25 protein-coding genes are annotated in these 25,046 nt (G+C 61.5%); 10 read left to right on the top strand and 15 right to left on the bottom strand.

All coding sequences use genetic code 11. The features are described 5' to 3' along the window. Positions 1 to 9 precede the first annotated feature (9 nt). The 5 genes from BM254_RS01330 to BM254_RS01310 all read right to left on the bottom strand — a co-directional run bounded on the left by BM254_RS01330 (position 10) and on the right by BM254_RS01310 (position 4,284). A complete protein-coding gene (locus tag BM254_RS01330) occupies positions 10 to 1,296 on the bottom strand; it encodes a TRAP transporter large permease (protein WP_091997769.1) in 1,287 nt (428 codons plus the stop codon). 34 nt (positions 1,297 to 1,330) lie between these two features. After that, positions 1,331 to 1,924: a TRAP transporter small permease gene (locus tag BM254_RS01325; RefSeq protein ID WP_091997767.1), complete on the bottom strand. Its 594-nt coding sequence runs from the start codon at positions 1,922 to 1,924 to the stop codon at positions 1,331 to 1,333. A 104-nt stretch (positions 1,925 to 2,028) separates the two neighbouring features. Further along, the gene (locus BM254_RS01320; RefSeq protein WP_091997765.1) at positions 2,029 to 3,057 is read right to left on the bottom strand and encodes a TRAP transporter substrate-binding protein; all 1,029 of its coding nucleotides are present in this window, start codon (positions 3,055 to 3,057) and stop codon (positions 2,029 to 2,031) included. Positions 3,058 to 3,292: 235 nt separating this feature from the next. After that, entirely contained in the window at positions 3,293 to 3,616 is a 324-nt protein-coding gene (locus tag BM254_RS01315; protein WP_091997763.1) for a high-potential iron-sulfur protein, read from the bottom strand. Positions 3,617 to 3,744: 128 nt separating this feature from the next. Then, entirely contained in the window at positions 3,745 to 4,284 is a 540-nt protein-coding gene (locus BM254_RS01310; RefSeq protein WP_091997760.1) for a YqiA/YcfP family alpha/beta fold hydrolase, read from the bottom strand. 134 nt (positions 4,285 to 4,418) lie between these two features. On the opposite strand from BM254_RS01310, the gene BM254_RS01305 reads away from it, so the two are divergent. After that, entirely contained in the window at positions 4,419 to 4,928 is a 510-nt protein-coding gene (locus BM254_RS01305; protein WP_091999100.1) for a glutathione peroxidase, read from the top strand. Here BM254_RS01305 and BM254_RS01300 read toward each other — a convergent pair. Next, a complete protein-coding gene (locus BM254_RS01300) occupies positions 4,895 to 5,914 on the bottom strand; it encodes an LLM class flavin-dependent oxidoreductase (RefSeq protein ID WP_091997757.1) in 1,020 nt (339 codons plus the stop codon). The two genes, BM254_RS01305 and BM254_RS01300, sit on opposite strands and share 34 nt — an antisense overlap. A gap of 8 nt (positions 5,915 to 5,922) precedes the next feature. Continuing rightward, positions 5,923 to 6,552 (bottom strand): metallophosphatase domain-containing protein, encoded by a 630-nt coding sequence (locus BM254_RS01295; RefSeq protein ID WP_091997755.1) that lies wholly within the window; start codon positions 6,550 to 6,552, stop codon positions 5,923 to 5,925. A gap of 94 nt (positions 6,553 to 6,646) precedes the next feature. On the opposite strand from BM254_RS01295, the gene BM254_RS01290 reads away from it, so the two are divergent. The 3 genes from BM254_RS01290 to BM254_RS01280 are packed head-to-tail and all read left to right on the top strand — an operon-like array spanning position 6,647 to position 9,468. Then, positions 6,647 to 7,531 (top strand): Nmad3 family putative nucleotide modification protein, encoded by an 885-nt coding sequence (locus BM254_RS01290; protein ID WP_091997753.1) that lies wholly within the window; start codon positions 6,647 to 6,649, stop codon positions 7,529 to 7,531. Next, positions 7,524 to 8,669 (top strand): mechanosensitive ion channel family protein, encoded by a 1,146-nt coding sequence (locus BM254_RS01285; protein WP_091997751.1) that lies wholly within the window; start codon positions 7,524 to 7,526, stop codon positions 8,667 to 8,669. The genes BM254_RS01290 and BM254_RS01285 overlap by 8 nt, the downstream gene beginning before the upstream one ends. Positions 8,670 to 8,709: 40 nt before the next feature. Further along, positions 8,710 to 9,468: a putative 4-mercaptohistidine N1-methyltransferase gene (locus BM254_RS01280; protein ID WP_091997747.1), complete on the top strand. Its 759-nt coding sequence runs from the start codon at positions 8,710 to 8,712 to the stop codon at positions 9,466 to 9,468. Positions 9,469 to 9,471: 3 nt separating this feature from the next. Here BM254_RS01280 and BM254_RS01275 read toward each other — a convergent pair whose 3' ends face one another. Further along, positions 9,472 to 10,248, bottom strand: coding sequence for a GntR family transcriptional regulator (locus BM254_RS01275; RefSeq protein ID WP_091997745.1), 777 nt, complete (start codon positions 10,246 to 10,248; stop codon positions 9,472 to 9,474). Positions 10,249 to 10,477: 229 nt separating this feature from the next. Here BM254_RS01275 and BM254_RS01270 point away from each other — a divergent pair, with 229 nt between their 5' ends. The 4 genes from BM254_RS01270 to BM254_RS01255 are packed head-to-tail and all read left to right on the top strand — an operon-like array spanning position 10,478 to position 15,149. After that, the gene (locus BM254_RS01270; protein ID WP_091997742.1) at positions 10,478 to 12,166 is read left to right on the top strand and encodes an L-lactate permease; all 1,689 of its coding nucleotides are present in this window, start codon (positions 10,478 to 10,480) and stop codon (positions 12,164 to 12,166) included. A gap of 40 nt (positions 12,167 to 12,206) precedes the next feature. Then, positions 12,207 to 13,034, top strand: coding sequence for a (Fe-S)-binding protein (locus BM254_RS01265; RefSeq protein WP_091997740.1), 828 nt, complete (start codon positions 12,207 to 12,209; stop codon positions 13,032 to 13,034). Then, complete coding sequence (locus BM254_RS01260) at positions 13,031 to 14,476, top strand: LutB/LldF family L-lactate oxidation iron-sulfur protein (RefSeq protein WP_091997739.1); 1,446 nt, start codon at positions 13,031 to 13,033, stop codon at positions 14,474 to 14,476. The genes BM254_RS01265 and BM254_RS01260 overlap by 4 nt, the downstream gene beginning before the upstream one ends. A 1-nt stretch (position 14,477) precedes the next feature. Further along, a complete protein-coding gene (locus tag BM254_RS01255) occupies positions 14,478 to 15,149 on the top strand; it encodes a LutC/YkgG family protein (protein ID WP_091997737.1) in 672 nt (223 codons plus the stop codon). 9 nt (positions 15,150 to 15,158) lie between these two features. Here BM254_RS01255 and nfsA read toward each other — a convergent pair whose 3' ends face one another. Beyond that, complete coding sequence (gene nfsA / locus BM254_RS01250; protein WP_091999097.1) at positions 15,159 to 15,896, bottom strand: oxygen-insensitive NADPH nitroreductase; 738 nt, start codon at positions 15,894 to 15,896, stop codon at positions 15,159 to 15,161. A 111-nt stretch (positions 15,897 to 16,007) separates the two neighbouring features. Between nfsA and BM254_RS01245 the strand changes: the two genes are divergently transcribed. Together BM254_RS01245 and BM254_RS01240 are read left to right on the top strand one after the other, a co-directional pair. Continuing rightward, positions 16,008 to 17,204 (top strand): MFS transporter, encoded by a 1,197-nt coding sequence (locus BM254_RS01245; protein ID WP_245777331.1) that lies wholly within the window; start codon positions 16,008 to 16,010, stop codon positions 17,202 to 17,204. A 36-nt stretch (positions 17,205 to 17,240) separates the two neighbouring features. After that, a complete protein-coding gene (locus tag BM254_RS01240) occupies positions 17,241 to 18,206 on the top strand; it encodes a ketopantoate reductase family protein (protein WP_245777330.1) in 966 nt (321 codons plus the stop codon). Here BM254_RS01240 and BM254_RS01235 read toward each other — a convergent pair. The 6 genes from BM254_RS01235 to BM254_RS01210 form a co-directional block, all read right to left on the bottom strand. Continuing rightward, on the bottom strand, positions 18,191 to 18,523 hold the full coding sequence (locus tag BM254_RS01235) for a hypothetical protein (protein ID WP_091997734.1): 333 nt from the start codon (positions 18,521 to 18,523) through the stop codon (positions 18,191 to 18,193). The genes BM254_RS01240 and BM254_RS01235 overlap by 16 nt on opposite strands. Positions 18,524 to 18,665: 142 nt before the next feature. Continuing rightward, a complete protein-coding gene (locus BM254_RS01230; RefSeq protein ID WP_091997732.1) occupies positions 18,666 to 20,054 on the bottom strand; it encodes a phosphohexomutase domain-containing protein in 1,389 nt (462 codons plus the stop codon). Positions 20,055 to 20,114: 60 nt separating this feature from the next. Beyond that, the gene (locus BM254_RS01225; RefSeq protein ID WP_091997730.1) at positions 20,115 to 21,593 is read right to left on the bottom strand and encodes a mannose-1-phosphate guanylyltransferase/mannose-6-phosphate isomerase; all 1,479 of its coding nucleotides are present in this window, start codon (positions 21,591 to 21,593) and stop codon (positions 20,115 to 20,117) included. 78 nt (positions 21,594 to 21,671) lie between these two features. Then, positions 21,672 to 22,868: an alginate lyase family protein gene (locus BM254_RS01220; RefSeq protein ID WP_091997729.1), complete on the bottom strand. Its 1,197-nt coding sequence runs from the start codon at positions 22,866 to 22,868 to the stop codon at positions 21,672 to 21,674. A 33-nt stretch (positions 22,869 to 22,901) separates the two neighbouring features. After that, complete coding sequence (locus BM254_RS01215) at positions 22,902 to 24,371, bottom strand: alginate O-acetyltransferase AlgX-related protein (RefSeq protein ID WP_245777329.1); 1,470 nt, start codon at positions 24,369 to 24,371, stop codon at positions 22,902 to 22,904. A gap of 26 nt (positions 24,372 to 24,397) precedes the next feature. Further along, entirely contained in the window at positions 24,398 to 25,045 is a 648-nt protein-coding gene (locus tag BM254_RS01210; protein WP_091997725.1) for an alginate O-acetyltransferase AlgF, read from the bottom strand. Position 25,046 lies beyond the last annotated feature (1 nt).

The following is a 25,046-nucleotide window of genomic DNA, read 5'->3' as shown; positions in this document are numbered from 1 at the left end:
GTCTCTCCATTAATCCCTGAACGCCACGTCCCGCAGGAACAGGGCAATATCCGGGAACGCGATAATCAGGCCGGCGGCGGCCACCAGCATGAAGATGAACGGTGGTGTTCCCCGAATCACCTCCAGGTAGGGCCGTTTGAAGATCGCGATAGCGGTGAAGATGTCACAGCCAAACGGCGGTGTGGCTGAACCGATGGCTACCTGCAGCGTGATCAGTACACCCACCAGAACCGGGTCCAGACCGGTGGATTGGATGGCCGGGGCAAAAATCGGAGTCAGCACCAGGATCACCACAATGGGGTCCACGAACATACAGGCAATGAAGAACGCCACACAGATGGCAATCAGCACGCCCACCGGGCCGGCTTCGTTGACGCCGACGGCTTCCAGAATGGTTTGCGGAATCTGGGCGAAGGAGATGATCCAGGAGAAGCCGTTACCGACTGCAACCAGGATGAACACCACGGCGGTGATCAGGCCAGTGGACTTGGCGATCCGGTAAATATCGGCCAGTTTCAGCGAACGGAATACCACGAACTCCAGCAGGAAGGCATAGAGTACGCAGACTGCCGCCGCTTCGGTCGGGCTGAAGATGCCCCCGTAAATGCCGCCGACAATGATGACCGGGAAGAACAGCGGCCAGAGGGCGTCGCGCACGGACAGTGCCCGTTGTTTCCAGGTGGCTTTCTCTTCCGTGGGCACGTTGTTCTTGTAGGCATAGATCAGGCAGTAGACCGAGAACATGAACAGGATCAGTATGCCCGGTCCGATGCCGGCAATGAACAGCTCGGCAATGGAGGTTTCGGAGATAACGCCGTAGATGATCATGCCGATACTCGGCGGGATCAGGAAGGCGATGTCACTGGCGTTGATGATCAGTGCCAGGGTAAACGGATCCGAGTAGCCTGCTTTCAGCATCTTCGGACGCAGCGGGGAGCCCACCGCCACCACGGTGGCCTGGGTTGAACCGGAGACCGCACCGAACAGTGTGCAGGAGGTTGCCGTACTGATCGCAAGGCCACCCTTCACATGGCCGATAAACGCCATGACCATGTTAATCAGCCGATCCGCGGACTGACCCCGGGTCATGATATCCGCGGCCAGAATGAACATCGGTACCGCAATCAACGACGCCGGCCGGATGCCCCCCATCATCTGCTGGATGAAGGTACCCATCTGGCCGAAGCCGTCAAACATCATTACAAAGCCGACCACCGCGCCGGTAATCAGCGGAACCATCATCGGGAAGCCAAGCAGCAACAACCCGATCATGATCACCATCATTATAGTTGCCATGATTTTTATCCTTACCTGAGTTCAGCTGCGGGGTTCATACTTCCGATTCGGTGTCGGCGTAACCATCAACAACGCCAGTGGAAAGATAGACATCCTTGCTGGTGAAGTTCTTGATGGCGGTGAGGAAATACTGGATACCGGTGATGGCAAAACCTACCGGAGCCCAGATGTAGATCCACCAGATCTCAAATCCCAGAGCCGGCAGGATCCGGCCACGGCTATAAAGCGTCTCGATGTAACCGTAGGAGTGGTAGCAGAGGAAAAACATTACCACCGAGGTGAACAGGGCAATGATGATCATCAGCACCTTCCGCCCCTTGGTAGGGATCGCATCGTAGACGGCGGACATGCGGATGTGGCGACCGTGGCGGGCCGCGTAACCGATGCCGGCAAAGGTGATCAGGATGATGAGAATTCGGTTGATTTCTCCGGAGAAGAAAAGGCCTTCGCCGAAGACAAATCGCGCGATCACGTTCACGCAGGTATTGACGGCCATCAGGATAACGCCCAGGGCAAGCATGACTGCTTCAATCTTGCTTATCCAGACATCAATGGTTCCCAGAAACCCGGGCAGGCCTGACTCGTAGGAGCCGGTGTCATCTTCAAGATCCGGGGAATTCTCGGACATGGGGTGCGCTCCAGAACATTCTGCTCCCGGCCGGAAGGGGGACGGCGGGGCGTGATTAAAACCAGGTCCCGCCGGCAGGGGCCGGCGGGACTGTTTCCTTCAGATCAATCGTTCTGAACTTCTTTCAGGTCTTCCTTGAACTGGTTCAGCAGCTCTTTGCCGCGCTCGCCAGTCATCTCGATGAACTTCTCTTCCACCTGCGGCGCACGGGCCTTGAAGGCTTCGATCTGTTCGTCGTTCAGGCGGGTAACGGTGACTTCGTCGCTCTTGGATGTGATCTTTTCCAGGGCTTCGTCAGCCAGACCATCGATGTGTACGATGATCTCTTCAAAGGCATAGTCTGCCGCATCCTGGACCAGCTTTTTGTCCTCGTCAGACAGGCCGTTGTAGAAGTTCTGGTTGGCCATCATGGCGGTGGTGAACCAGCCGTGACCGGTGAATACCAGGTTCGGGGAGACCTCGTACAGACCGCCGGACTCGATCCAGAAGATCGGGTTTTCCTGACCCTGGATCATGTTGGTCTGCAGGGCACCGTACACTTCGCCCCAGGGCAGCGGGGTCGGAGTCGCGCCGAAGGCGGAATAGGTCTCGGACAGAAGCGGGTTGGTCATGACCCGGATCTTCTTGTTGTTGAAGCCTTCCGGAGAGGTGACCGGCTCATCAACGGTAACGACCATTTCGCCTTCCGGATACATTTTCAGCAGTTCCAGGCCTTTCTCGGAGTAGAGCTCCGGGAAGTCCTGATTGATCGCTTCACTCTTACGGAAGAACTCGATCACGGTATCCATGTCGGTGGGCATGAGATACGGGATGAAGAAGATCTGGGCTTCCGGGATCAGGGAGCCGGTGAAACCGGGGGACTGGTTTACGAAGTTCAGGATACCGGCCTGGGTCTGTTCCATGATGTCGTCAGACTCGCCCAGCTCGCCGAAGCGGTAAACCTGCAGGGTGTGGTCCGAGTTTTCTTCGATGTATTCCTTGAACTTGTAAGCGAATACGTCCTGAACGTCGCCTTCGTATTCTTCATGGGCATAGCGCCAGTTGGCGGCATTTACAGCGTTTGCTGCGGTCAGTCCGGCAAAGGCCAGGGCTGAAATACCAGCCAGTTTCCTGAATTTACTCTTGCTGCTCATCGGGTTGTCTCCGCTCGTTATTTTACGTTAATCCATTGTTACGTTTATAAAGACTGGCAAAACAAAGTCGTTTTCGCAAGAAAATGACCAAAATCAGGATTTCACGGCGACACATTTATGTCAGATTGCAAGTGCATGAAATTCCAGTCGATTCATTGCAGGGCAAAGGCTGTGAGGCATTGAAAGGAGGGTTTGGGTGATGGCGGGCGGCCCTGGGGCCGCCCTGGTGGAAGTGTCAGCCTCCCGGTACCCAGGTACTGCACCAGCCATTCTTGTTGACCAGTACGTCGCTGAACTCGGGGTGACGGCAAGTACCCCAGCCGCCTGACTCCTCACCGGCCCAGAAGGCACAGGTGGAGCACTTGTTGCCGTCCTTGTACTTCGGATGGTCACTGGTGGTTGCGTCGTTGACGTAATCCATCGCATGCCCGTCTTCCGCCTTTGCTTTTTCTGCATGAGCGGCGGGGCTGTGGACAGCAATGCGTGCCAGCGGTACAGCGGCTGCACCAAGGGCGGCCGTGCGCAGGAATACCCGTCGACTCTTGTTGAAATCGCTCATTGGTAACTCCTCTCTCATTCAGGATTTGGTGCCCTGCCATGAAATCGACCTGCATCAGGCAAAGGCGAGGGCAGCAGGCATACCCTAGCAAAGACATTCGATCCTGCACGGAAATCGGATGACCCGGATCAATTGTTGCCGGGTTTTAACCCTGCGTTAAGGAGAAAGGCCCGGAATTCCCGGGTGACACGGTCAACGCTGTTTTCCAGCCGGTGACCGTCAGGGAGGACGAGTGTGGGCAGGCTCTGTTCCCGTGCCAGATCAATCACGGGCATGGGTAGGACCACGTCATCGTGCCAGCCCAGGATAAGCTGGCAAAAGGTTGCCCGGATCTCCGGCCGGCTCTCGGGATACTTCGCAAGTGCCAGAGCGGGCGCCAGCAGGAAGCAGCCCAGCACCGGCGTCAGCTCGCTGGTACGGGCGCATACCCAGCCACCCATGCTGGAGCCTGCCAGAATGGTCCGGGCCGGATCGGCACCGGCATCCTTCATGGCCTTTTGCATCTGGGCCAGCCGCTCTGCCGGATCCCTGGTGCTGCGGTGATCAACAGCCTCTGCCTGTACGTCAGCAAACTCCTCAGTGACCCGTTTCATCACCTGGATCTTGGTGCCACCAGGGCCGCTTTCCAGACCATGGGAGAGGAAGACAAAAAAGCGTTGGTCGGCCATGATGAATACTCCGTGACGGGGTTGCAGAATGCGGGCGGTGCGTGAACGTTTATGGCCCGGGGCCCGTATAACAGGGACCAGTGAAAAGGAGTCTATCAATGCGATGCTTGAGTGTGCAGCGTCTGTTGCTGCTGATGGCGTTATTTGTGTCCATGCCGGTCCTGGCACAGGAGTGCCCGGCATTTCTCGATCATGAGCAGCGCAAGCTGCATTCCAGGGATAGCGTGAACCTTTGCGACCTTGCCGCGGGCAAGCCCCTGCTGGTGGTCAACACCGCCAGCCGGTGCGGATATACCGGTCAGTTCGAAGGGCTGGAAGCACTGCACCAGCGATATGCAGACAAGGGCCTGGTGGTGGTTGGTTTCGCCAGTGACGACTTCCGCCAGGAAGCGGACAGCGAGGAAGAGGCAGCGAATGTGTGCTTCGTCAATTTCGGTGTCACTTTCACCATGATCGCACCGGGGCCGGTGACCGGCGCCGGCGCCAACCCGGTGTTCCGGGAGCTGAACCGTCAAAGCCAGCCACCCCGGTGGAACTTCACCAAGTACGTGGTGAACCGGGATGGTGACGTGGTGGCCAGTTTTCCGAGCCGCGTTCGCCCCGACGACCCTCAGTTGATTGAGGCGGTGGAATCGGTGCTCTGATCCCGGGTAGCCGCCAGGATGTCCAGCGCGTGGCGGCGCTTTGCCGGGTCGTAGATGTCCACCGTAAACATCAGCTCGTCCACCTCGACCGTCGCCAGCAGTTCGTCCAGCTGCTGGCGGATCGCGGCAGTATCCCCCAGCAGTTGCAGCCCGAGGAAATCCCGGACACTGGCTTCCTCGCCGGCATTCCACAGGCCATCCATGGTGTCCACCGGAGGTTTCATCCACAGCGGCTGGCCCCGGAACAGCGCCAGGATTCTCTGGTAGCTGGTGGTCGCCAGGAAGCGCGCTTCTTCCACGGAATCCGCAGGTACCGCCGGTACGGCGAGCATGGCATAGGGCTCGGCAAGCTGATCCGAAGGCCGGAAATTGTCCCGGTAGACCCTCAATGCTTCCCGGTACAGTCGCGGAGCAAAATGACCGGCAAAGGCATAGGGCAGACCGCGCATGGCCGCCAGTTGGGCGCTGTACAGACTGGAGCCCAGCAGCCAGATCGGCACATTGGTGCCCGCACCGGGAATGGCCTTTACCGGCTGGCCGGGCTGTAACGGTCCCAGCAGGGTCTGCAGGCGAGCGACGTCTTCCGGGAACTGTTCGGCGCCCAGGCCGTCCCGGCGCAGCGCCCGGGCGGTGACCGGATCGGTGCCCGGAGCGCGTCCCAGGCCCAGATCGATCCGGCCCGGATAAAGCGATTCCAGGGTTCCGAACTGCTCGGCAATCACCAGAGGCGGGTGGTTGGGCAGCATCACGCCACCGGAGCCCACGCGGATGGTAGAGGTCTTGCCCGCAATGTGGCCGATCAGTACCGAGGTCGCCGAGCTGGAGATGCCGTCCATGTTGTGGTGTTCCGCCAGCCAGAACCGCCTGAATCCGAGCTTCTCGGCGTGTTGGGCATAGGCGACGCTGTTCGCCAGCGTGGTGCCCACGGAGTCGCCTTCGCGGACCGAGGCGAGTTCCAGCAGGGAATAGTCGGGATGTTTGGACATGGTGCTCCTCAAAGGTCCAGAACGACAGGCAGGTTTAACGGCTTGTAGCTACCGGTGCAGGTGCTGGCGTTCACGTGCAGGCAGTTGCCCACCTGTTTCTGGCCATAGCTTTCATGGATGTGCCCGAAAATGTGGAGCCGGGGCGGCCGGGATTCAAGCACCCGGGCCAATTCCTCGCAGCCGACAGAGATGTCACCCGTGCCGCTGGGTACGGTGTCCAGGATGCCGGCGGCCGGGCCATGGGTGATCAGTACATCCAGTTTCTCGGGAATTCGCTCCCAGCGTTCGGCCAGCTCGGGCCCCCGCTCCAGGTTGAACGCCCAGTTGAAGAAAACCGGGGTCCAGGGGCTGCCCCAGAAGTTCAGGCCTTCCAGCTCCAGGCCGCTGTCCTGAAGGTAATGGGCGTGGGTCAGCAGCACCCGGGACTCTTCCGGTTCGTCTTGGAAACACCAGTCATGATTGCCGGCAATCAGGATCTTGTGCCGGTGGGGCAGGCTGCCGAACCAGTCGTTCAGGTCCTCAAGATCATCCAGCGTGCCCTGGCCCAGACAGTCGCCGGCGTGGATCAACAGGTCGCCGTCGGGCACTTTTACCTGGCGATGCATGCCGTGGGTGTCGGAAATACAGACAATTTTCATGGTGGTCTCCCATTGGCGGCCTGTCGGGGCGCATTGGACAACAATCTACGATAGCATTTTCCTCTGCCCAAACCCCATTGATCCAGGAGTGCGCGTGCGACTGATCCTGAGCCGGAAAGGCTTTGATTCCTCTGCCGGGGGCTGTCCCAGCCCGGTGTTGCCCGATGGTTCCCTCTGTGTCCTGCCGATTCCCGACCCGCTGTCGCAAATCCGTTATGACGACGTGTCTTTCGGGCCGCGCCGTCTGGGCAAGATTGCCCGGGACCTTTCCGGTGGACGGGTGCGGGGTGGTTCCGGGGCGCACCTGGATCCGGACCTGGTGGCCGGAGCCCTTCCGCGTCAGCCGGGATGGCGGCCCCTGCTCGGCCAGACAGGTTCTGCCCAGGGGCATCTGAGCAATCAGGGTGTGGGTGAGGGCGATCTGTTTCTGTTTTTTGGCGTATTCCGAAGGGCTGAGATGGTGCGCCGTCGCTGGCGCTTTATTCCCGGTACCCGGCCCTTCCATGCCATCTGGGGCTGGTTGCACGTTGGCCAGGTGTTGACTGTGGATGATCTGGCGCCGGAGACCTTGCCCTGGGCCCGGTACCACCCGCATTTTTACCGCGGACCGGATCCGGGCAACACCCTGTACCTGGCGTCGGACGGCTGGAGGTTGCCGGAACATGGCTCCCTGATGCAGGGAAGTGGCGTGTTCCCGCGGCTTGAGGAGCAGTTGTTGCTGACCGACCCACAGGCCCGGCTGGCCACACGATGGCGCCTGCCCGGGGAATTTTTTCCTGTCGGGGGCAAACCGGCGCTAAGCTATCATTCAAACCCGGATCGCTGGCGCCTGGATCCACCCTGGTGTTATTTGACCAGTGCAGCGCGGGGGCAGGAGTTCGTGCTGGACCTGGATGCCTACCCCGAATTGCTGCCCTGGCTGGCCCGGCTGATCGGGACAGGCGTCGGCACTGATAACAAGGAAGCGGGCAATGGCTGAGACTTTTACCGGGGCTGTGGTCGAGCAGCTCAAGAAAAACCTCGGGGATACCGTCGATGCGCTCGGTGGCGGGGAACTGGATTGGGGAGCATTTGCGATCCACGCTTTCAGCCAGTTGCTGATATCGGTGTTCTATGTCGCCCTGTTCGTTGGCGTCTACCTGGTTGTGATCGGCCTGATCCGGCTGGTGGTTGGCAAGCGCCGGGCCGCTCATCCGTTGTTCGGCCATGTGCGCACCGGGGTGCGCTACCTCATGGGCCTTGGCGCGTTACTGGTGATTCTGGCCCAGTTCGGGGCGGGCGCCGCGTTCCTGGCAGCGATGGCGAAGGCCGGCCTGATGGCGCTCGGTTTCTTCGTGGCCTGGCTGGTGCTTGGCCGCCTGATCCGGGAGACGATGACCCGCTACCGGATGGATCCCTCGATCCGGCAGCTGGTGGAGAACCTGTTCTCGGTGCTGGCGGTCACTTTTGCGGTGGTCACGGTGGTTGCCCAATTCGGATTCGACGTGGTCTCGATCGTGGCCGGACTGGGTATCGTCGGTATCGCGGTGGGTTTTGCCGCCCAGTCCACGCTGTCCAACTTTATCGCCGGTATCACCCTGCTGATCGAGCGGCCTTTTCGCATCGGGGACTGGGTGACGATCAACGGCCAGGATGGCAAGGTGGTGAAGATCGCCCTGCGTACCACCTGGCTGCGGACCCGGGACAACATTTTCACCATGATTCCCAACGACAGCGTGGCGTCCTCCGATATCATCAATTACAGCGCCGAGGGCGCGACACGATTGAACATTCCGGTGGGCATCGCCTACAAGGAGTCGGCAAAAGCGGCCCGGGAAGTCATCATGCCGGTCTTGCGCGCGCACCCGGAAGCATTGCAGTCGGCGGGCATGGAGCCCAGGGTGCTGATGGAGAGTCTGGGGGATTCCTCGGTCAACCTGAAAGCACAGGTGTGGATCACGCCGGACAACCTGGACGTTCAGCCCAGGATCATGGCCGAGATTCTCGAGCAGATCAAAGAGGCACTGGATGCCGCCGGTATCGAGATACCTTTCCCGCACCTGCAACTGTTTATTGACGACGCCAAGGGGCTGAAACCGGTAGTGGAACCCCTGTACCCGAAACTGGCGGGCGACTGATTCGCTGTCATCACGGCAGGATCGGCCCTGGAACGAGGATATGCACGTGAACGAGCCCAGCGGCTATTACGAGAACGACACCACACTGGCGCAGTACCTGGAATTCCACTTTGGTGAATCCTGGCACGGCGAGCCGAACTTCCCCCAGGAACTGGCGCGGCTGTGTTTCGATGCGATGAACGGCCGGGATCACGGCAAGGCTCTGGATCTGGGCTGTGCCTGCGGCCGGGCCACCTTCGAGCTGGCCACCCGCTTTGACCACGTCGACGGTGTCGATTTTTCCGAGAGTTTTGTCAGCTCTGCGGCGGAAATGGCGAAGCAGAAGCAGATGCGCTACGCCCGGCCGGAAGAGGGCGAACTGGTGAGTTACCAGGAGCGGACCCTGGCGTCTCTGGGGCTCGAGGATACGGTTGGCAGGGTAGCGTTCCATCAGGGTGATGCCTGTGATCTCAATCCCCGGTTCACCGGCTACGACCTGGTGCTGGCGGCCAACCTGATCGATCGCCTGTACCAGCCGTCAAAGTTCCTCACCACCATCCACGAGCGCATCACTGACAACGGCCTGCTGGTCATTGCCTCCCCGTACACCTGGCTGGAGGAATACACGCCCCGGGAGGCCTGGGTCGGTGGATTCCGCAAGGACGGCGAGGACTACACCACCCTTGACGGCCTGCAGGATATGCTGGCGCCCCATTTCCGGCTGCTGGTGGATCCCCACAGTGTGCCGTTTGTGATCCGGGAGACCCGGAACAAGTTCCAGCACAGCTTCTCGGAAGTGACGGTCTGGGAGAAGCTCTGAACCTCAGGTTCGGGTCAGGCTGTCCCGGCGAATGGCCCGCTCCAGGCGCCGGTGGCTTTCGCTGCGCTCGGAGAGCACCTGCTGCACATACTGGATGTGGGTGCCGGCGAGTTCCCGGGCATCCTCCGCGCGCCCCTGCATGATGGCATTGAACAGCAGTCGGTGCTGCTGCTTGAGACCTTCCCGGGTCTCCGCTTCCCTGGCGTACATGCCGCCGATGTTGGTCACCACACTGCTCTTGAGCATGTTGAACAGGGTACGGATGGTGTGCAGCAGAATGACGTTGTGACTGGCTTCGGCGATGGCCAGGTGGAAGCGGGCGTCGGCGGCGCCTTCCGCTTCCAGATCCCGCTCGGAATCTTTCTCATAGCAGGCCTGGAGTTCATCGTAGGCGGCCTGGAGATGTTCCCGGTCCACTTCGGTAGCTCTCAGGGCGGCGTAATAGGCGCAGTCCGCCTCCAGGGTACGGCGGAATTCCAGCAGGTCGCGCTGGGCCTCGGGGCGATCTTCCAGCAGCGAGATCAGCGGGTCACTGAAACTGGAGCCGAGGTTTTCGGTGATAAAATTACCGCCGCCCTGGCGGCTGGTGAGTAGCCCCTTGGCGGCCAGCTTCTGCACCGCTTCCCGAAGCGAAGGCCGTGACACCCCGAACTGCTCGGCCAGAACCCGTTCCGGTGGCAGCCGCTCTCCCGGCTGCAGGGTTCCTTCCAGAATCATGGTTTCCAGTTGCTCGACGATGGTGTCGGCCAGGCGCCGGGGCGCAATGTGTCCGATGGCCATGGATTGCTTTACCTGAGAAATTCGATGGGTTTCAGATTGGTCTTACCAAAACAGCATACTCCGATTACCGGTTGATTTGACAGCAATCACCAAACGCAATTGGACCAATGTCGAGGGTGGTCGTTTTGACAGCAGTCTGCCCCTTCCCCTAACGTAAGCGCCTATCTCTTGTAAATTGGTAATACCAATTATCCGATAAAGATTCCAAAAACAAGATTTGGAGATTTGTATGTCGTCCGGATTGCTCGCCCTCTTGGCGTTTACGCCCATCCTCCTGGCCGGGATTCTGTTGCTCGGCCTGCGCTGGCCGGCCCGCCGTGCCATGCCACTGGTGTTCCTGGTTACGGCCCTGATTGCCTATACCGGCTGGGACATGAGTTTCAACCGTATCCTGGCGTCCTCGCTGCAGGGTCTGGTGATCACCCTTGGTCTGCTGTGGATCATCTTCGGCGCCATCCTGCTGCTGAACACTCTGAAACATTCCGGGGCTATCACCGCCATCCGGGCGGGCTTCACCAACATCAGCCCGGACCGTCGGGTACAGGCGATCATCATCGTCTGGCTGTTCGGCTCCTTTATCGAGGGTGCCTCTGGCTTCGGCACCCCGGCGGCCATCGCCGCGCCTTTGCTGGTGGCCGTCGGCTTCCCCGCCATGGCAGCGGTCATGCTGGGCATGATGGTGCAGAGCACACCGGTGTCCTTCGGCGCGGTCGGCACACCGATCATCGTGGGTGTCACCACCGGCCTGGACCGCAACACCATCAGCGGTCGGCTGGAACAGCTGGGGTCCAACTGGGATCAGTACCTGCAACTGATCACCTCCGAGGTGGCCATCACCCACGCCATCGTGGGCGTGCTTATGCCGCTGTTCATGGTCATGATGATGACCCGCTTCTTCGGCAAGAACAAAAGCTGGCGCGAAGGCCTTGAGGTGCTGCCGTTTGCCCTGTTTGCCGGCATTTCCTTTGTCGTGCCCTATGCCCTGACCGGCGTGATTCTCGGCCCCGAGTTCCCGTCTTTGCTGGGCGGCCTGATCGGTCTGGCCATTGTCACCACGGCCGCCCGTAAGGGCTTCCTGCTGCCGAAAACCGCCTGGGATTTTGCGCCCCGTGACCAGTGGCCGTCCGAGTGGTTCGGTCGTATCGAGATGAAGCTGGAAGATCTCGCCGCCAAGCCCATGAGTGGCTTCCGTGCCTGGCTGCCCTACGTGCTGGTGGGCGTGGTGCTGGTGATCAGCCGGGTGATCCCTGAGGTCAAGGCGGCCTTCACCTCCGTGGGCGTGGGTTTCTCCAACATCCTGGGCGAGACGGGCATCAACGCCGGCGTGCAGCCGCTGTACCTGCCCGGCGGTATCCTGGTGATGGTGGTGATCGCCACCTTCTTCATCCATCGCATGCAGGTTCGGGAGCTGACCGCTGCGGTGAAGGAGTCCGGCAGCGTGCTGCTGAGCGCCGGTTTCGTGCTGCTGTTCACCGTGCCCATGGTGCGCATCCTGATCAACTCCGGCGTGAACCTGTCTGACCTGCCGAGCATGCCCATTGCCATGGCCACCTGGGTGGCCGATACCGTCGGCGGCATCTATCCGCTGCTGGCGCCTGCCGTTGGTGCCATGGGCGCGTTCCTCGCCGGCTCCAATACCGTGTCCAACATGATGTTCAGCCAGTTCCAGTTCGGCGTCGCCGAGAGCCTGGGTCTTTCCACCGCATTGATTGTCGCGGTTCAGGCAGTGGGCGCGGCGGCCGGCAACATGGTGGCGATTCACAACGTGGTGGCCGCGTCTGCCACGGTCGGTCTGCTTGGCCGCGAGGGCCAGACCCTGCGCAAGACCGTCTGGCCAACCCTGTACTACCTGTTGATGACCGGCCTGATTGCTCTGATCGCCGCCTACGGCCTGGGCATCGTGGATCCTTTGGTCTGACTGTAAGCGCGCGAGCGCCGTTTCCGTGAAGGAGCCGATCATGAACGAACTGTTTTACGACGCTGCCCCGAATGCCACCCGGGTTGCCCCGGAGCGACCCGGACCGCGGCAGTATCCCGCTAAACCCCGGGAAGTGATCCTGTTCGGGACCTGCGTGGTGGATCTGTTCTTTCCGGAAGCGGGTCTGGATGCCATTCGTCTGCTTGAGCGCGAGGGCATCCGGGTGCATTTCCCGGAAGGCCAGAGCTGCTGTGGTCAGCCGGCCTGGACCTCCGGCTATGCGGCCGAGGCCCGCGAGGTGGCCCGGGCGCAGCTGGCCGTTCTCGATGCGGGTATGCCGGTGGTGGTGCCCTCAGGGTCCTGTGCAGGCATGTTTCGCCAGCATTACCGGGAACTGTTCGCCGAGGAGCCCGACACCCTCAAGCGGGTGGCGTCGCTGGCCGAGCGCACCTTCGAGCTGACCGAGTTCCTGCTCAACGTCTGCCAGGTTGAGTGGAAGGACCTGGGTGAACCCACCCGGATCGCCCTGCATACCTCCTGTTCCGCCCGCCGTGAGATGAACACCCACCTCCATGCCCGGGAACTGCTGGGCAAGCTGGCCAACGTGGAGCGGGTAGACCACGACCACGAGAGCGAGTGTTGCGGCTTCGGCGGCACCTTCTCAGTAAGGATGCCGGAAGTCTCCGGCGCCATGGTAACGGACAAGACCCAATCCCTGATGGCCTCCGGTGCCGACGAAATGGTTACCGCCGACGGCGGCTGCCTGATGAACATTAACGGTTCCCTGGACAAACAGCAGCAGGCCTTCCGGGGCCGGCACCTGGCCAGTTTCCTCTGGGAGCGGGTGAGCGGGGAGGGCAGGGCATGAGCCAGCGGATTCCTGTTACCGAACTGACCAGTGGTTTCCGGGACCGGGCGGAAGTCGCGCTGGCGGACGGCCAGCTGCGGACCAACTTCCGCACCGCCATGGATTCACTGATGAAGAAGCGGGCCGATGCCTTCCCCGATGAGGAGGAGCGCGAGGGCCTGCGGGAGCTAGGCAACCGCATCAAGGCCCGGGCCCTGTCGCGGCTGCCGGACCTGCTCGAGCAGCTCGAAGCAAAGCTGACCGACAACGGCGTGAGGGTGCACTGGGCCGAAACCACCGAACAGGCCAACGAGATTGTCCATGGCATCATCCAGGCCCGTCAGGGCTCGCAGGTGGTGAAGGGCAAGTCCATGGTCAGCGAGGAAATGGAGATGAACGACTACCTCGCCGAGCGTGGGGTAGAGTGCCTGGAGTCGGATATGGGCGAGTACATCGTCCAGCTCGACGGTGAGAAACCCTCCCACATCATCATGCCGGCGATCCACAAGAACCGGCATCAGGTGGCCCGACTGTTCCACGACAAGCTGGGCGTGGAGGAGACGGACGACGTCAACGAGCTGATCCAGATCGGCCGCCGCACACTGCGCCGCAAGTTCATGGAAGCGGATGTCGGGGTTTCCGGTGTGAACTTCGCTATTGCCGAGACCGGCACCCTGCTGCTGGTGGAGAACGAAGGTAACGGCCGGATGAGCACCACGGCACCCCCGGTCCACATCGCCGTGACCGGGATCGAGAAAGTGGTGGAGAACCTGCGGGACGTGGTGCCGCTGCTGTCCCTGCTGACCCGTTCCGCCCTGGGTCAGCCGATCACCACCTACGTGAACATGATCTCCGGCCCGCGCAAGGCCGACGAGCTGGACGGCCCGGAGGAGGTTCACCTGGTGTTGCTGGACAATGGCCGCAGCGGTGCCTTTGCCGATGCCCAGATGCGCCAGACCCTCAACTGCATCCGCTGCGGCGCCTGCATGAACCATTGCCCGGTATACACGCGAGTGGGTGGCCACACCTACGGTGAGGTTTACCCGGGGCCAATCGGCAAGATCATAACGCCGCACATGGTCGGCTTGCACGAGGTGCCGGACCATCCCAGTGCCTCCTCGCTGTGCGGCGCCTGCGGCGAGGTGTGCCCGGTGAAGATCCCGATCCCGGAACTGCTCCAGCGCCTGCGCCAGGAAAATGTGAAAAGCCCGGCCGAAGGGCCGAAGGTGAAAGATGGGGGGGCCAAGTATTCCCGGAAGGAACGTCTGATCTGGCGGTTCTGGCAGACCCTCAATACCAGCCCGGGCCTTTACCGTCTGTTTCTCTGGGGGGCCACCCGGTTCCGCAAACTGACACCGAAAAACGTCGGCCCCTGGACCGAAAACCACACCGCGCCGGTTCCGGCGAAACGTTCCCTGCACGATCTGGCCCGGGAGCACCTGGCCCGTAATGGAGGGCAGTAACATGAGCGCCCGCAGCAATATCCTGAACAAGCTTCGCAGCGGCCTGGCAGGCTCCATTCCGCGCCCGGACGACTTCGACGAGCGCCTGGTGACCGAGCCCTGGCAGTACGCGCCGGAGGACCGGATCACCCGGCTGCGCAACCTGATGGAAGCGGTGCACACCGAGATCCATCAGGTCAGCAGTGACAACTGGCCGGAAAAAGTGGCCGCGATACTGGCCGAGCGGGACCTCGCCAATCTGGTCCATGCCCCGGCAACCGCCCATGGCCAGCAACTCGCGGAATACTGGCAGCAGTCAGGGTCGTCGGTGCAACTGCTGGCCTACGACCGGCCGGTGGAGGAATGGAAAGAGGAACTGTTCTGGGAAGTGGATGCGAGCATTACCGGCACCGTTGGTGCCATCGCTGCCACCGGCTCGCTGGTGCTCTGGCCGGACCGGCACGAGCCGAGGCTGATGAGCCTGTTGCCGCCGCTGCACATCGCCCTGCTCAAGGCCAGCGAGATAGAGGATAACCTTTACGCCATGATGCAGCGCCAGAACTGGTCGGCGGGCCTGCCCACCAACCTGTTGCTGGTGTCCGGCCCGTCCAAGACCGCGGATATCGAGCAGGTCCTGGCCTACGGCGCCCATGGCCCGAAGGAGCTGGTGGTCCTCATCCTTGAGGACGCCTGAGGCGGGGGGTTACTTGACCCCGAACCCGCGCTTGTTGAGGAATTCCTTCATGTGGGGCCGCAGTTTGGTGGTGAACAGCGGCTTCAGCTCCTTCGACCAGTTGGAGTCCTTGTTGCCACCAGTGCGGTCCAGGTAATACTGGTGCATGGTGTCGTCGAACCCGGCGACCTGTTCCTCGTCCTTGCTGTCGTCGTAATAATCTTCCTTGAGGATGGTCTCCAGCGGCAGCCGGGGCTTCACCTCCGGATCCTGGTCCGGGTAGCCGAGGCTCATGCCGAACACCGGGTAGACGTGCTCCGGCAGCTTCAGAATCTCGGCCACCTGGGCCGGATCATTCCGGATACCGCCCACATAACACAGCCCCAGGCCCTCGGATTCGGCGGCAACCGCCACGTTTTGGGCCATCAGGGCGGCATCCACACTGGCCACCACCAGTTGCTCGGTCATACCCCGGACCACGTCGGCGCCCGCTCGCTCCGCGGCCTCGGTGGAGCGTTTCATGTCGGCGCAGAACACCAGGAAATCCGAAGCTTCCACCACATGGGCCTGGCCACCGGCCAGTTCGGAAATCTTCCGGCGGTTCTCCGGATTGACCACGTGGATGATGGAGTAGGCCTGCACATGATTTGAGGTGGCGGCGCACTGGCCGGCGCGAACCAGCTCTTCCAGCCGTTCATGGGGGATCTTCTGATCCTTGAACTTGCGGATGGAGCGGTGGGATTTCAGGAGTTCAATGGTCGGATTCATGGGTTCTCTCTGGTACATGGCTTTCAGGTAGCATACGAAACAAGTCACAATAATCGGTTCAATGCCCGCAAGGCAAACCACCGACAAACCCTTTCCCTGGAGATTACGCTGTTGTCTGCTGACGAGACCAAACGAAACTTCGTGTCCGTCTGCGTATCGCTGACGTTCTGTTTCGTTGTCTACTCGATGTTGCTGGTGACGGTTCCGGTCTATGGCCTGGAGTTGGGTGCCAGCCCGCTGATGCTGGGCGTGGTGCTGAGTTCCCAGTACCTGCTGCCGTTTCTGCTGGCCATTCCCCTGGGCGGTGTGGTCACCCGGCATGGGGGACGGGTGACCCTGGTGGCGGGGGCGCTGGTCATGGTGGTGGGTCTGGTGTTGATGCAGGTGGTGCCGGGCTTCTATGGCCTGATTGCCGGCCAGCTGCTGGTCGGGCTGGCCCATCTGCAGATGGTGCTCTCGGCGCAGACCGTGATCTCGTCACTGGCGACTGGGCCCAGGTTGGAAGGCTATTTCGGGTGGTATGCGACCTGGCTGTCCGGCGGCCAGGTGATTGGGCCGCTGATTGCCGGTGGCTGGATCGAAGTAGCAGGAGGCGTTGGCAATCTTTTCCTGGTGATGGCGGCGATCGCCTTGGCTGGCGGCGTTACCGGCCTGTTGCTCACCGGCGAGGCGAACCGGGGCGAGCGGGTAGCCCGGTCGCAAACCGGATTCCGGGCTCAGGCCAGGTTGATGCGCGAGAATACCGGCGTGCAGGTTTCGGTACTCATCACGATCGCCGGCATGTTCGCGCTGGGCGTTTATGGCAGCTACCTGCCCGTGTATCTCGACAGTCTCGAGATGAGTGCGGCGGTGATCGGGGTGCTGGTCAGCCTGCGGGCGGGCGTCTCCATGCTCGCCCGCCCGTTCATCCCGAGAATCATTGCCTGGGTGGGCGGCCGGGAAAACGCCACCTACCTGTCCCTCGGTACGCTCTCACTCGGCCTGGGGTGCCTCGGATTTGCCGGTAATGCGCCGCTCGTGGCGCTGTTGTCGGTTCTGGTGGGACTCGGGGCCGGGCTCTGTCAGCCCTTGTCGATGGTGGTGCTGGCGGAGAATGTCGAGAAGGCCCAGCGGGCCGGCGCGCTCGGTATGCGGCTGATGGCCAACCGGGCGATCCACTTCCTGGCTCCGCTGCTGTTCGGTGCGATCCTGGAAGCGGGCGGTTTTGGCGTGTCCTTTGCCCTGTCGGGGGCTGTGGTGGCGGTGATTGCCGGGGTGTTGTACCGCTTCGGGCTGTCTCGACCGGACCTGTGGAAGTTACGGATGTAGTAAAGTGACGGCCATTCAACAGAAGGATCTCATACCATGTCCTTTAAAATATTGATGATCGGCGCCGGCGGGATCGGCGCCTATTACGCGGCCCGGCTTGCCAAAGCGGGTCACTCGGTAGTGCTCACCGCCCGGGGGGAACACCTGACAGCCCTGCAAAGCGCGGGGCTTCGGGTAGATTACGAGGGCGAGAAGCTGGATTGCGGGCTGCCGGCGGTGGATCACGCAGCACTGGTACAGAATTATCAGCCGGATGATTTTGATCTGGTTGCGGTTGCCTTGAAGTCCACTGCGACCGGACCGGTGATGAAGGAACTCGGCGACTGGCTCCGGGCCGGCTCCGTTCCGGTGCTCTCTCTGCAAAACGGCGTGGACAATGAGCCGCTGATTGCCGATGTCGTCGGACAAAGCCGGGTGTTGGGCGGCCTGGCAGTGCGCATCGGTGGGCATATCGTCGAGCCCGGCAAGGTGTTCGCCGAGGGCATGGCCCAGGTTGTTATGGGGGCGTGGCCGCAAGCAGACAACCAGAACGATACCCGGTTGCCGCTGCTCGATCGCCTCGAGAGTGCGTTCAACGAAGCCGGCATTCCCACCACGGTCACCGACAATATCCGCTACGAACTGTGGCGCAAGCTGGTGATCAACAACGGGGTCAATCCGCTCTCGGCCCTGACCGGCCTGGATACCCGAAGCCTGACCCATCACCCGGAATTCGGCAAGATCGTCTACGGCATGATGGCGGAGACGGTGGAGGCTTCGAAGGCGGATGGGGTAAACCTGGGTCAGAAGGATCTGGACGAGATGTTTGACCTGATCAGCAACTTCAACGCCATCAAGACGTCCATGCTGGTGGACAAGGAAAAGGGCCGGCCGCTGGAGCTGGACAGCATCGCCGGGGCGGTGCTCCGGCGATGCGAACGTCTGGGCATTCCGGCACCCTACACCCAGACCGTCAATGCCTTGTTGCAGTTTCAGGAGAGTGGGGATCACTCGGTGCCGTAACGGTCCTCGGACCAGTCCATCAGGCTGCGCTTCTGCAGTTGCGTCAGCAGGCTGTTGATGCCGGCGAGCATCAGGAACACGAAAATGCCGAAAGGCACCAGGCCGTGAACCTCGGGGTTCGGCGCGGCGACGGCGGGCACCAGGATCAGGCCGATGCCGTTACGCAACAGCCGGACGCCGAGGATGCTGTAATGGAATCCCGGCTGAAGGGTGTTGGCCGGTCCCGTCAGAGTGCGTCCCAGCACAGGTAACAGGTGTACTGTGTTCAGAAGCAGAACGATAAAGATAAGTGTCTGGGCTACTTGTAAAATTGTCATGGTACTGGGCGGAAAAGTAAAAACAGCGGGTTAAAAAACGGGTTGTGATTATCCCCGATTGGCGTTTTTTTATCCAGTGCCTGGCGCACCCGGCGAGGGGAGCAACCTGGCACCCCGTTGGTGAGGGCCAGGTTGTCCGGTCTCAGAGGGCGACGCTGAGTTGGGGATCCCGAAGGCTCTGGCCATCAAGTTCCTCGATGTCATCGAGCAGGGAGCGGGTAAAGGATTTCATCAGTTCGATATCGCCCCGGCTCTCCACGTTCAGCCGGATTACCGGTTCGGTGTTGGACATGCGCAGGTTGAAGCGCCAGCGCTGGAACTCCATGCTCAGACCATCGGTGTGCGTGACCGACAGGGCTTCCTCCAGATACCGGCGCTCGATGCCCTGGAGGATGTGTTCCGGGTCCTTCACCGTCCGGTTGATTTCACCGCTGGCGGGGAAGGTCTCAATTCGGGCATCGATCAATGACGACAGCGACACCCCCGATTGGCACAGCCGCTCCGCCACCAGCAGCCAGGGGATCATGCCACTGTCGCAATAGGCGAAGTCCCGGAAATAATGATGGGCGCTCATCTCGCCACCGTAGATGGCGTCCTCGTCCCGCATGCGCTCCTTGATGAACGCATGGCCGGTTTTGCTTTCAATGGGCTCGCCGCCGGCTTCCTGTACCAGCTCGCGGGTATTCCAGGTCAGGCGCGGGTCATGGATCACCTTGCCGCCGCCGGTCTTGCGCAGGAACTGGTCTGCCAGCAGGCCAACGATGTAATAGCCTTCGATGAACCGGCCCTTCTCGTCAAAGAAAAAGCAGCGGTCAAAGTCGCCGTCCCAGGCGATGCCCATGGCGGCATTGCTGGCAGTGACGGCCATGGATGTGGGCGTCCGGTTTTCCGGGAGCAAAGGATTCGGAACGCCGTTGGGAAAGTTGCCGTCGGGCGTATGGTGGACACGGTGGAACTCGAACGGCAGATACGGTTCGAGGGCATCAATAACCTCTCCGGCACCGCCATTGCCCGGATTCACCACGATGTTCAGAGGGGTCAGGGTATCTATGTCGATGTAGCCGAGAAGATGCTCGATGTAAGGTTTCATGGCATCGATCTGGAAAAGTTCACCCGGCTGGCGGGCATTGCCCAGGGGTTCCCGGCACCCCTCCCGGATTGCCAGCAAGCCGTTGGTGGAACTGATCGGGCGGGCATCCGGGCCGACCATCTTCATGCCATTGTAGTCTTTGGGGTTATGGCTTGCGGTTACCATGATGCCGCCATCCATGCCGAAGTGGCTGGTCGCGAAGTACACCTGCTCGGTACCACACTGGCCGATATCGAACACATTGGCACCCGCTGTCCGTAGTCCCTCGCTGAGTGCCGCCGCAATCTCGGGGCTGGACAGCCGGATATCGTAGCCGACGATCACCTTGCGGGCGCCGGTGACCTCCACATAGGACCGGCCGATGCGCTCGGCCAGTTCGGGATTGAGTTGTTCCGGTACCTTGCCCCGGATGTCATAGGCTTTAAAGCAGTCAAGATCCATGGTCAGTCTCCTCTGAATCGCTGGGAAACAGGCCCGGGCCCCGGAGGCCGGGCCCTGGTTTCAGGCCCGGGTCATCATCACCGGGATGGCTTCTTCTTCCACTTCGTCGTAGCCGGACTCCGTTTCCTGGGGCGTGCGGCCGTACTGGTCATCCAGTCGCTCGATATCGTCCTCGCCAAGGTAGGCGCCGGACTGGACCTCGATCAGTTCCAGGGGAATCTTGCCGGGATTGAGCAGGCGATGGACCGAACCGATCGGTATGTAGGTGGACTCGTTCTCCGAGAGCAGGAAGGTTTCCTCATCCCGGGTCACTTCCGCGGTGCCGCGGACGATGATCCAGTGTTCGGCTCGGTGGTGGTGCTTCTGCAGGGAGAGCTTCTCGCCGGGTTTGACGGTGATCCGTTTGACCTGGAACCGGTTGCCGTTGTCGATACTGTCGTAGCTGCCCCACGGGCGGAATACTTCCCGGTGAACCTCGGTTTCCGACCTTGCCTGGGACTTGAGCTCATTGACGACGTGTTTGACGTCCTGAACGCAATCGCGGCGGGCGACCATCAGGGCGTCCTTGGTGTCCACCACAACCAGATCTTCAACGCCAACCATGGCCACCAGTTTATCGGGGGCATGGACCAGGCACCCGGAGGTCTCCCGCAGGCAGGCGTCGCTGAAGACGGCGTTGCGTTGGTCATCCTTGTTGCTGATGTCCCAGATTGAGGACCAGGCGCCCACGTCATTCCAGCCCGCATCCAGCGGCACCAGGGTGGCGCGGGTGGTTTTTTCCATCACCGCGTAGTCGATGGAATCCTCGGGGCAGTGCTCGAAGATTTCAGCGGGAATCCGCTTGAAGCCCATGTCCTGCTCCAGGGATTTGGCGGCCAGCAAAACGGTGTCGTAGATATCGCGGCTGTGCTTTTTCAGCTCCGCCAGATAGACGTCGGCGCGGAACATGAACATGCCGCTGTTCCAGTAGTAGCCACCTTCCTCGAGCAGTGTCCGGGCTGTGGCCGCATCGGGCTTTTCAATAAATTGGCGGACCGGACGCGACTCGTTGGGTTCAAGCTCCGGGTTGCCGGCAGCGACATAGCCGTACCCGGTTTCCGGCCGGTCCGGAGTGATGCCGAACAGGACCAGGTTGCCGTCCCTGGCAACCTTCATGCCCTCCGCGATGGCCTTGTGGAAAGGCTCGGTCTGATCAATGGCATGGTCCGCCGGCAGTACCAGCATGACGGCCCTGGGGTCCCGCCGGGCCACCTCGATGGCGGCCAGAGCCACGGCGGGTGCGGTGTTGCGCCCGAACGGTTCCAGCAGGATGGATTGTGGTGCTTTGCCAATGGCGCTGAGCTGTTCCTGAACCAGGAACCGGTGGTCCTCGTTGGCCACGATGACGGGGGCCTCAACCTCCGTTTCCGGCAGGCGGGCCAGAGTCTGCTGGAACATGCTTTGTTCGTTCAGCAGGGGAAGAAACTGCTTGGGGTAGGCACGGCGCGATAATGGCCAAAGCCGGGAGCCTGTGCCACCTGAGAGTATCACTGGAATCATAGTCCTGCTCCTTTCCTCGTTTCTTGAAGGCCCGGTGTCGGTTCCGGGCGGGTTTCTGACCTGGGTTGGTTCCATTGGTCAGCCGTTGGTTGTGTGTCCGTTGATGCGCAGGTCCGTCGGGGGGAAGGGATCCGTTCCGTCGGGCCAGAGCGGCTCGATGCCATACAGAAACTCGATGTCGCCACCGAGGCGGGTGCTCTTCATCGGGCCATACTCCTCCAGGAAGGAGGACATGCCCGGCAGGCCACTCCAGGTTTCGGTCCAGGGGCGCATCCAGGCCAGGCCCCAGCCGGTATAGAGCCCCTTGGTGATCTGCTCGTGGCCATTGATGGCGGCTATCCGGTCGGGCTCCTCCAGGCCATCCACCACGTTCTGGGCCAGCTTGACGAACCGCTCCCGGTTACCGTCGTAGGCCGGCGTATCATTCACCTCGGCGAACACGGCAAGGAGCGTCAGTGGCTGCATGGCGTAGTTCAGGTACTCCAGGGCGCGGTCCTCGCGGCTGAGCTCCTTGGGCAGGTAGCCGTCGGAGGTGATCTGGCCCATGGCCTCGTCAAACTTGGCAAGGGACCAGGACCAGTCGTCACAGTCACCGGTCGCCACGGACGCAGACATGACCGCCCAGGCGGCCCAGTAGTCGTGATTGTTCACCTTCCTGGGTTCGCGATCGGTGTAGTACTCGCGCACGCCACCGACCACCCGGGAGAGCCAGTCCTCGATGCGGTCCATCCGCTCCGGTTCCAGGGCGGTTTCGCTGGAGGACAGCTTCACCCGCAGATAGGCGTTGGCCGATGCCGCCAGTGCCCATTTGCGCACCGCCTGGCCAACATGATTGATGTTCTCCGGCAACAGGGCGTCGGCGCTGGCCCACTGTTCCAGGTTGTCCAGCACGCAGTCCCGGGCGGCGGGGCCGTCCCCGTCCACCTGGTAGTCGTCGGCGGCGGCAATGACCGCTTTCTCGAAACCACGGATGTTTTCCGATGCCTTCAGGTATTCCTGGTAGGCAGCCTCGTTGAGTTCGTTACGGGCGCTGTCACTGCCCTCGTACTTGCTGGTGAAGTCCATGTCACCGGTGTGCGGTGGCACCATCTCGCAGTCGTAGTCGCCGGCATCCTCCCTGGCCTCGGGGATCTGGTAGTAGCCGAGAGGCGCCCTCAGGCCCTCGGTCGGGCATTCTGCGGCGTTGAGAACGGGCGTGGCGGCCAGGCTCAGCGCCGTGGCAGGGAGCAGGGCGCGCCAGGCTCCCGGTATTCGTCTCGGATCTTCCGTGCTCATAAGGCAACTCTCCTTTCAGAGTTGATGAATTGCTCAGATGTCCTGACGGCGGCAGACTTTGGCCGTGACCGTCAGGCCTTCGGTGACCTGTTCCGGTTCGAGCGCCAGGTCGAGGGACATGAACAGTTCGTCGTTCCAGCTCTCGCCGGTGGGCAGCTCGAACATGAAGCGTCCGGAGGTCTCGACCCGGGAGCCGTACTCGAGATCGATCCGGTCCTTCCGGCCAAAGACGAACCAGATGAAAGCGTCCAGTTCCTTCACGCCCGGATCGCTGAACTGGAGCTCGATCAGGTACTCATCACTTGGCAATTCCAGGAACTCACCACCACCGTTGAACAGCACTTCCGTGGTGCCGGCAGAGACCTTGGCGGTGTTCTGGAGCACCGGCTCACTGCCGTTGCAGCCGTCGGTCACCATCGGGACGACCTGGCGGTAGAACTCCACGCTGTCGAGGGTGTGATAGGCCGGCACTTCCCAGATCAGGATCTTTGGCGGCGACTGCCGGAAGTTGTCGGACATCAGGTATTCGAAGACGGAGCCGTTGTAGCTGCCCCCGGCGACGGCGAAGTTGAGAATCTCCACGCCGAGATACTCCTGCAGGTAACCGACAAAGTTGTAGTCCTGGGCGCCCTTGCTGTTGCTGGTGCCCACCAGGGTTATGGGAGGCAGCGAGTCATCACCAAACAGGGCGCTGGCCTCGGACGATTCCAGGGTGCCGGCAGCCTGGGTACGGAACTCGTCCACATACTGGGTGGGCCAGGTCTGGCCACAGATCCTTCGGGCGGCATCCTGCAGCGAACCGTCCTTGCGGATTAGGCCGGTGCGCCGGGTCTCGAAGCTCTGTTTGGGCAGGGACCGGTAGGCCGGCATCTGCTTGATCCGGTCGGCCACCAGCTGCGCCGTGCGTTTGGCGCCGAAGGGGGTCCAGTGGTGGTCACGCTTGAAGTAGTAGGCATCCTCCCGTTCCTGCTCCCGGAGCAGTGGGCTGAGGTCAGGCACGACCAGCCCGGCCGAGCGGAAACGTTCCAGCGCAGCGACATAATTGGTCCGGGCAAAGGGCCAGGAGTAGGACACCGGCAGGTACTCCGGTAGCTTGTCCGGATGGACCAGGCCCTTGGTTGGCTGGAATGCCAGGACCAGTTCCGTGCCGGTGGTCTGTTTCAGGTGCCGGGCAAACCGCCTGAGATGGGGAAGGCCCTCGGCGCTGGGACCGAATTGCTCGGGCAGCTCGGCTTCTGACCGGAACAGCCAGCCGTCCTTGCCATCGACGAGAACATTGAAGTTCTTCAGGTAGCTGGTGTCATAGGACTCGATCCGGGAAGCTGCCGGGCAGAGGTCGCAGCAGGGCTCGACCTCGTACTCCGGGAACTCCACCGCCGATGCGTCCGGCAGGCCGAAGGCAAACCCGGCCAGAGCCGCCGCCAGAAACCGCCCCGGCCACGGGGCGAGGCGGAGTGCACGCTTGCTGATGCGGTGCATGAATACCGTCTCCAGTTGTTTCACGGAATATCTCTTTGCCCTGTCGCGGCTCAAATCGAGGTGTCCACCTTGTTCTCGCTCACGATCAGCCGTGGTGAGCCTTCCACCTCGAGGATGAAGAAGCTGAAGACCTTGCCGCGCTGCAGGTTGACCGGCGGGGTGGTAGCCAGCGCCTGACCGTCGTCGAAGGCGCCCAGGGATACCTTGACCGCATTGATCTCGCGGTTGGCCACGTCCATGGAATCCAGGCCCTTGATGACGTCGACCTTGCCGTCGGCGGTCTTCAGTGAAAGGGGCGCGTCAGGCGTCAGGTTGTAAAAAGAAATCAATGCCTTGCGAGGATTGTTGAAAGCCTCGTCCTCGAGGATCATTACCTCTCCGGAATCCATCACCACCGCGGTGTAGAACTGGTTCTTTTTCATGCTTACCTGTGCCGAGCGGCCGGCGACCGATAGCTGATAACCACCCTCCGGCAGATAGATGTAGGGGCTCGCCTGCAGGGGCTCGATGTCCTTGAGGGATTTGCCGCCAATGGAGGCTTCGGGCACCGTGCCCTTGATGTCGGCGTTGACGACCCGGATGAACGCGGCGCCATCCGGGGCTTCAGCGGCATACAGGGCGTCCTCCCCCGCCTGGGCAGCCAGAGGGGTGAGCAGAAATATCAGTAGCAGAGTCAGGGCCTTGATTGATGAATGCATG

The organism is Marinobacter pelagius (assembly GCF_900114925.1).
GTDB classification, from domain to species: Bacteria; Pseudomonadota; Gammaproteobacteria; order Pseudomonadales; family Oleiphilaceae; genus Marinobacter; species Marinobacter pelagius.
This window is presented reverse-complemented; position numbering and strand designations above follow the sequence as displayed.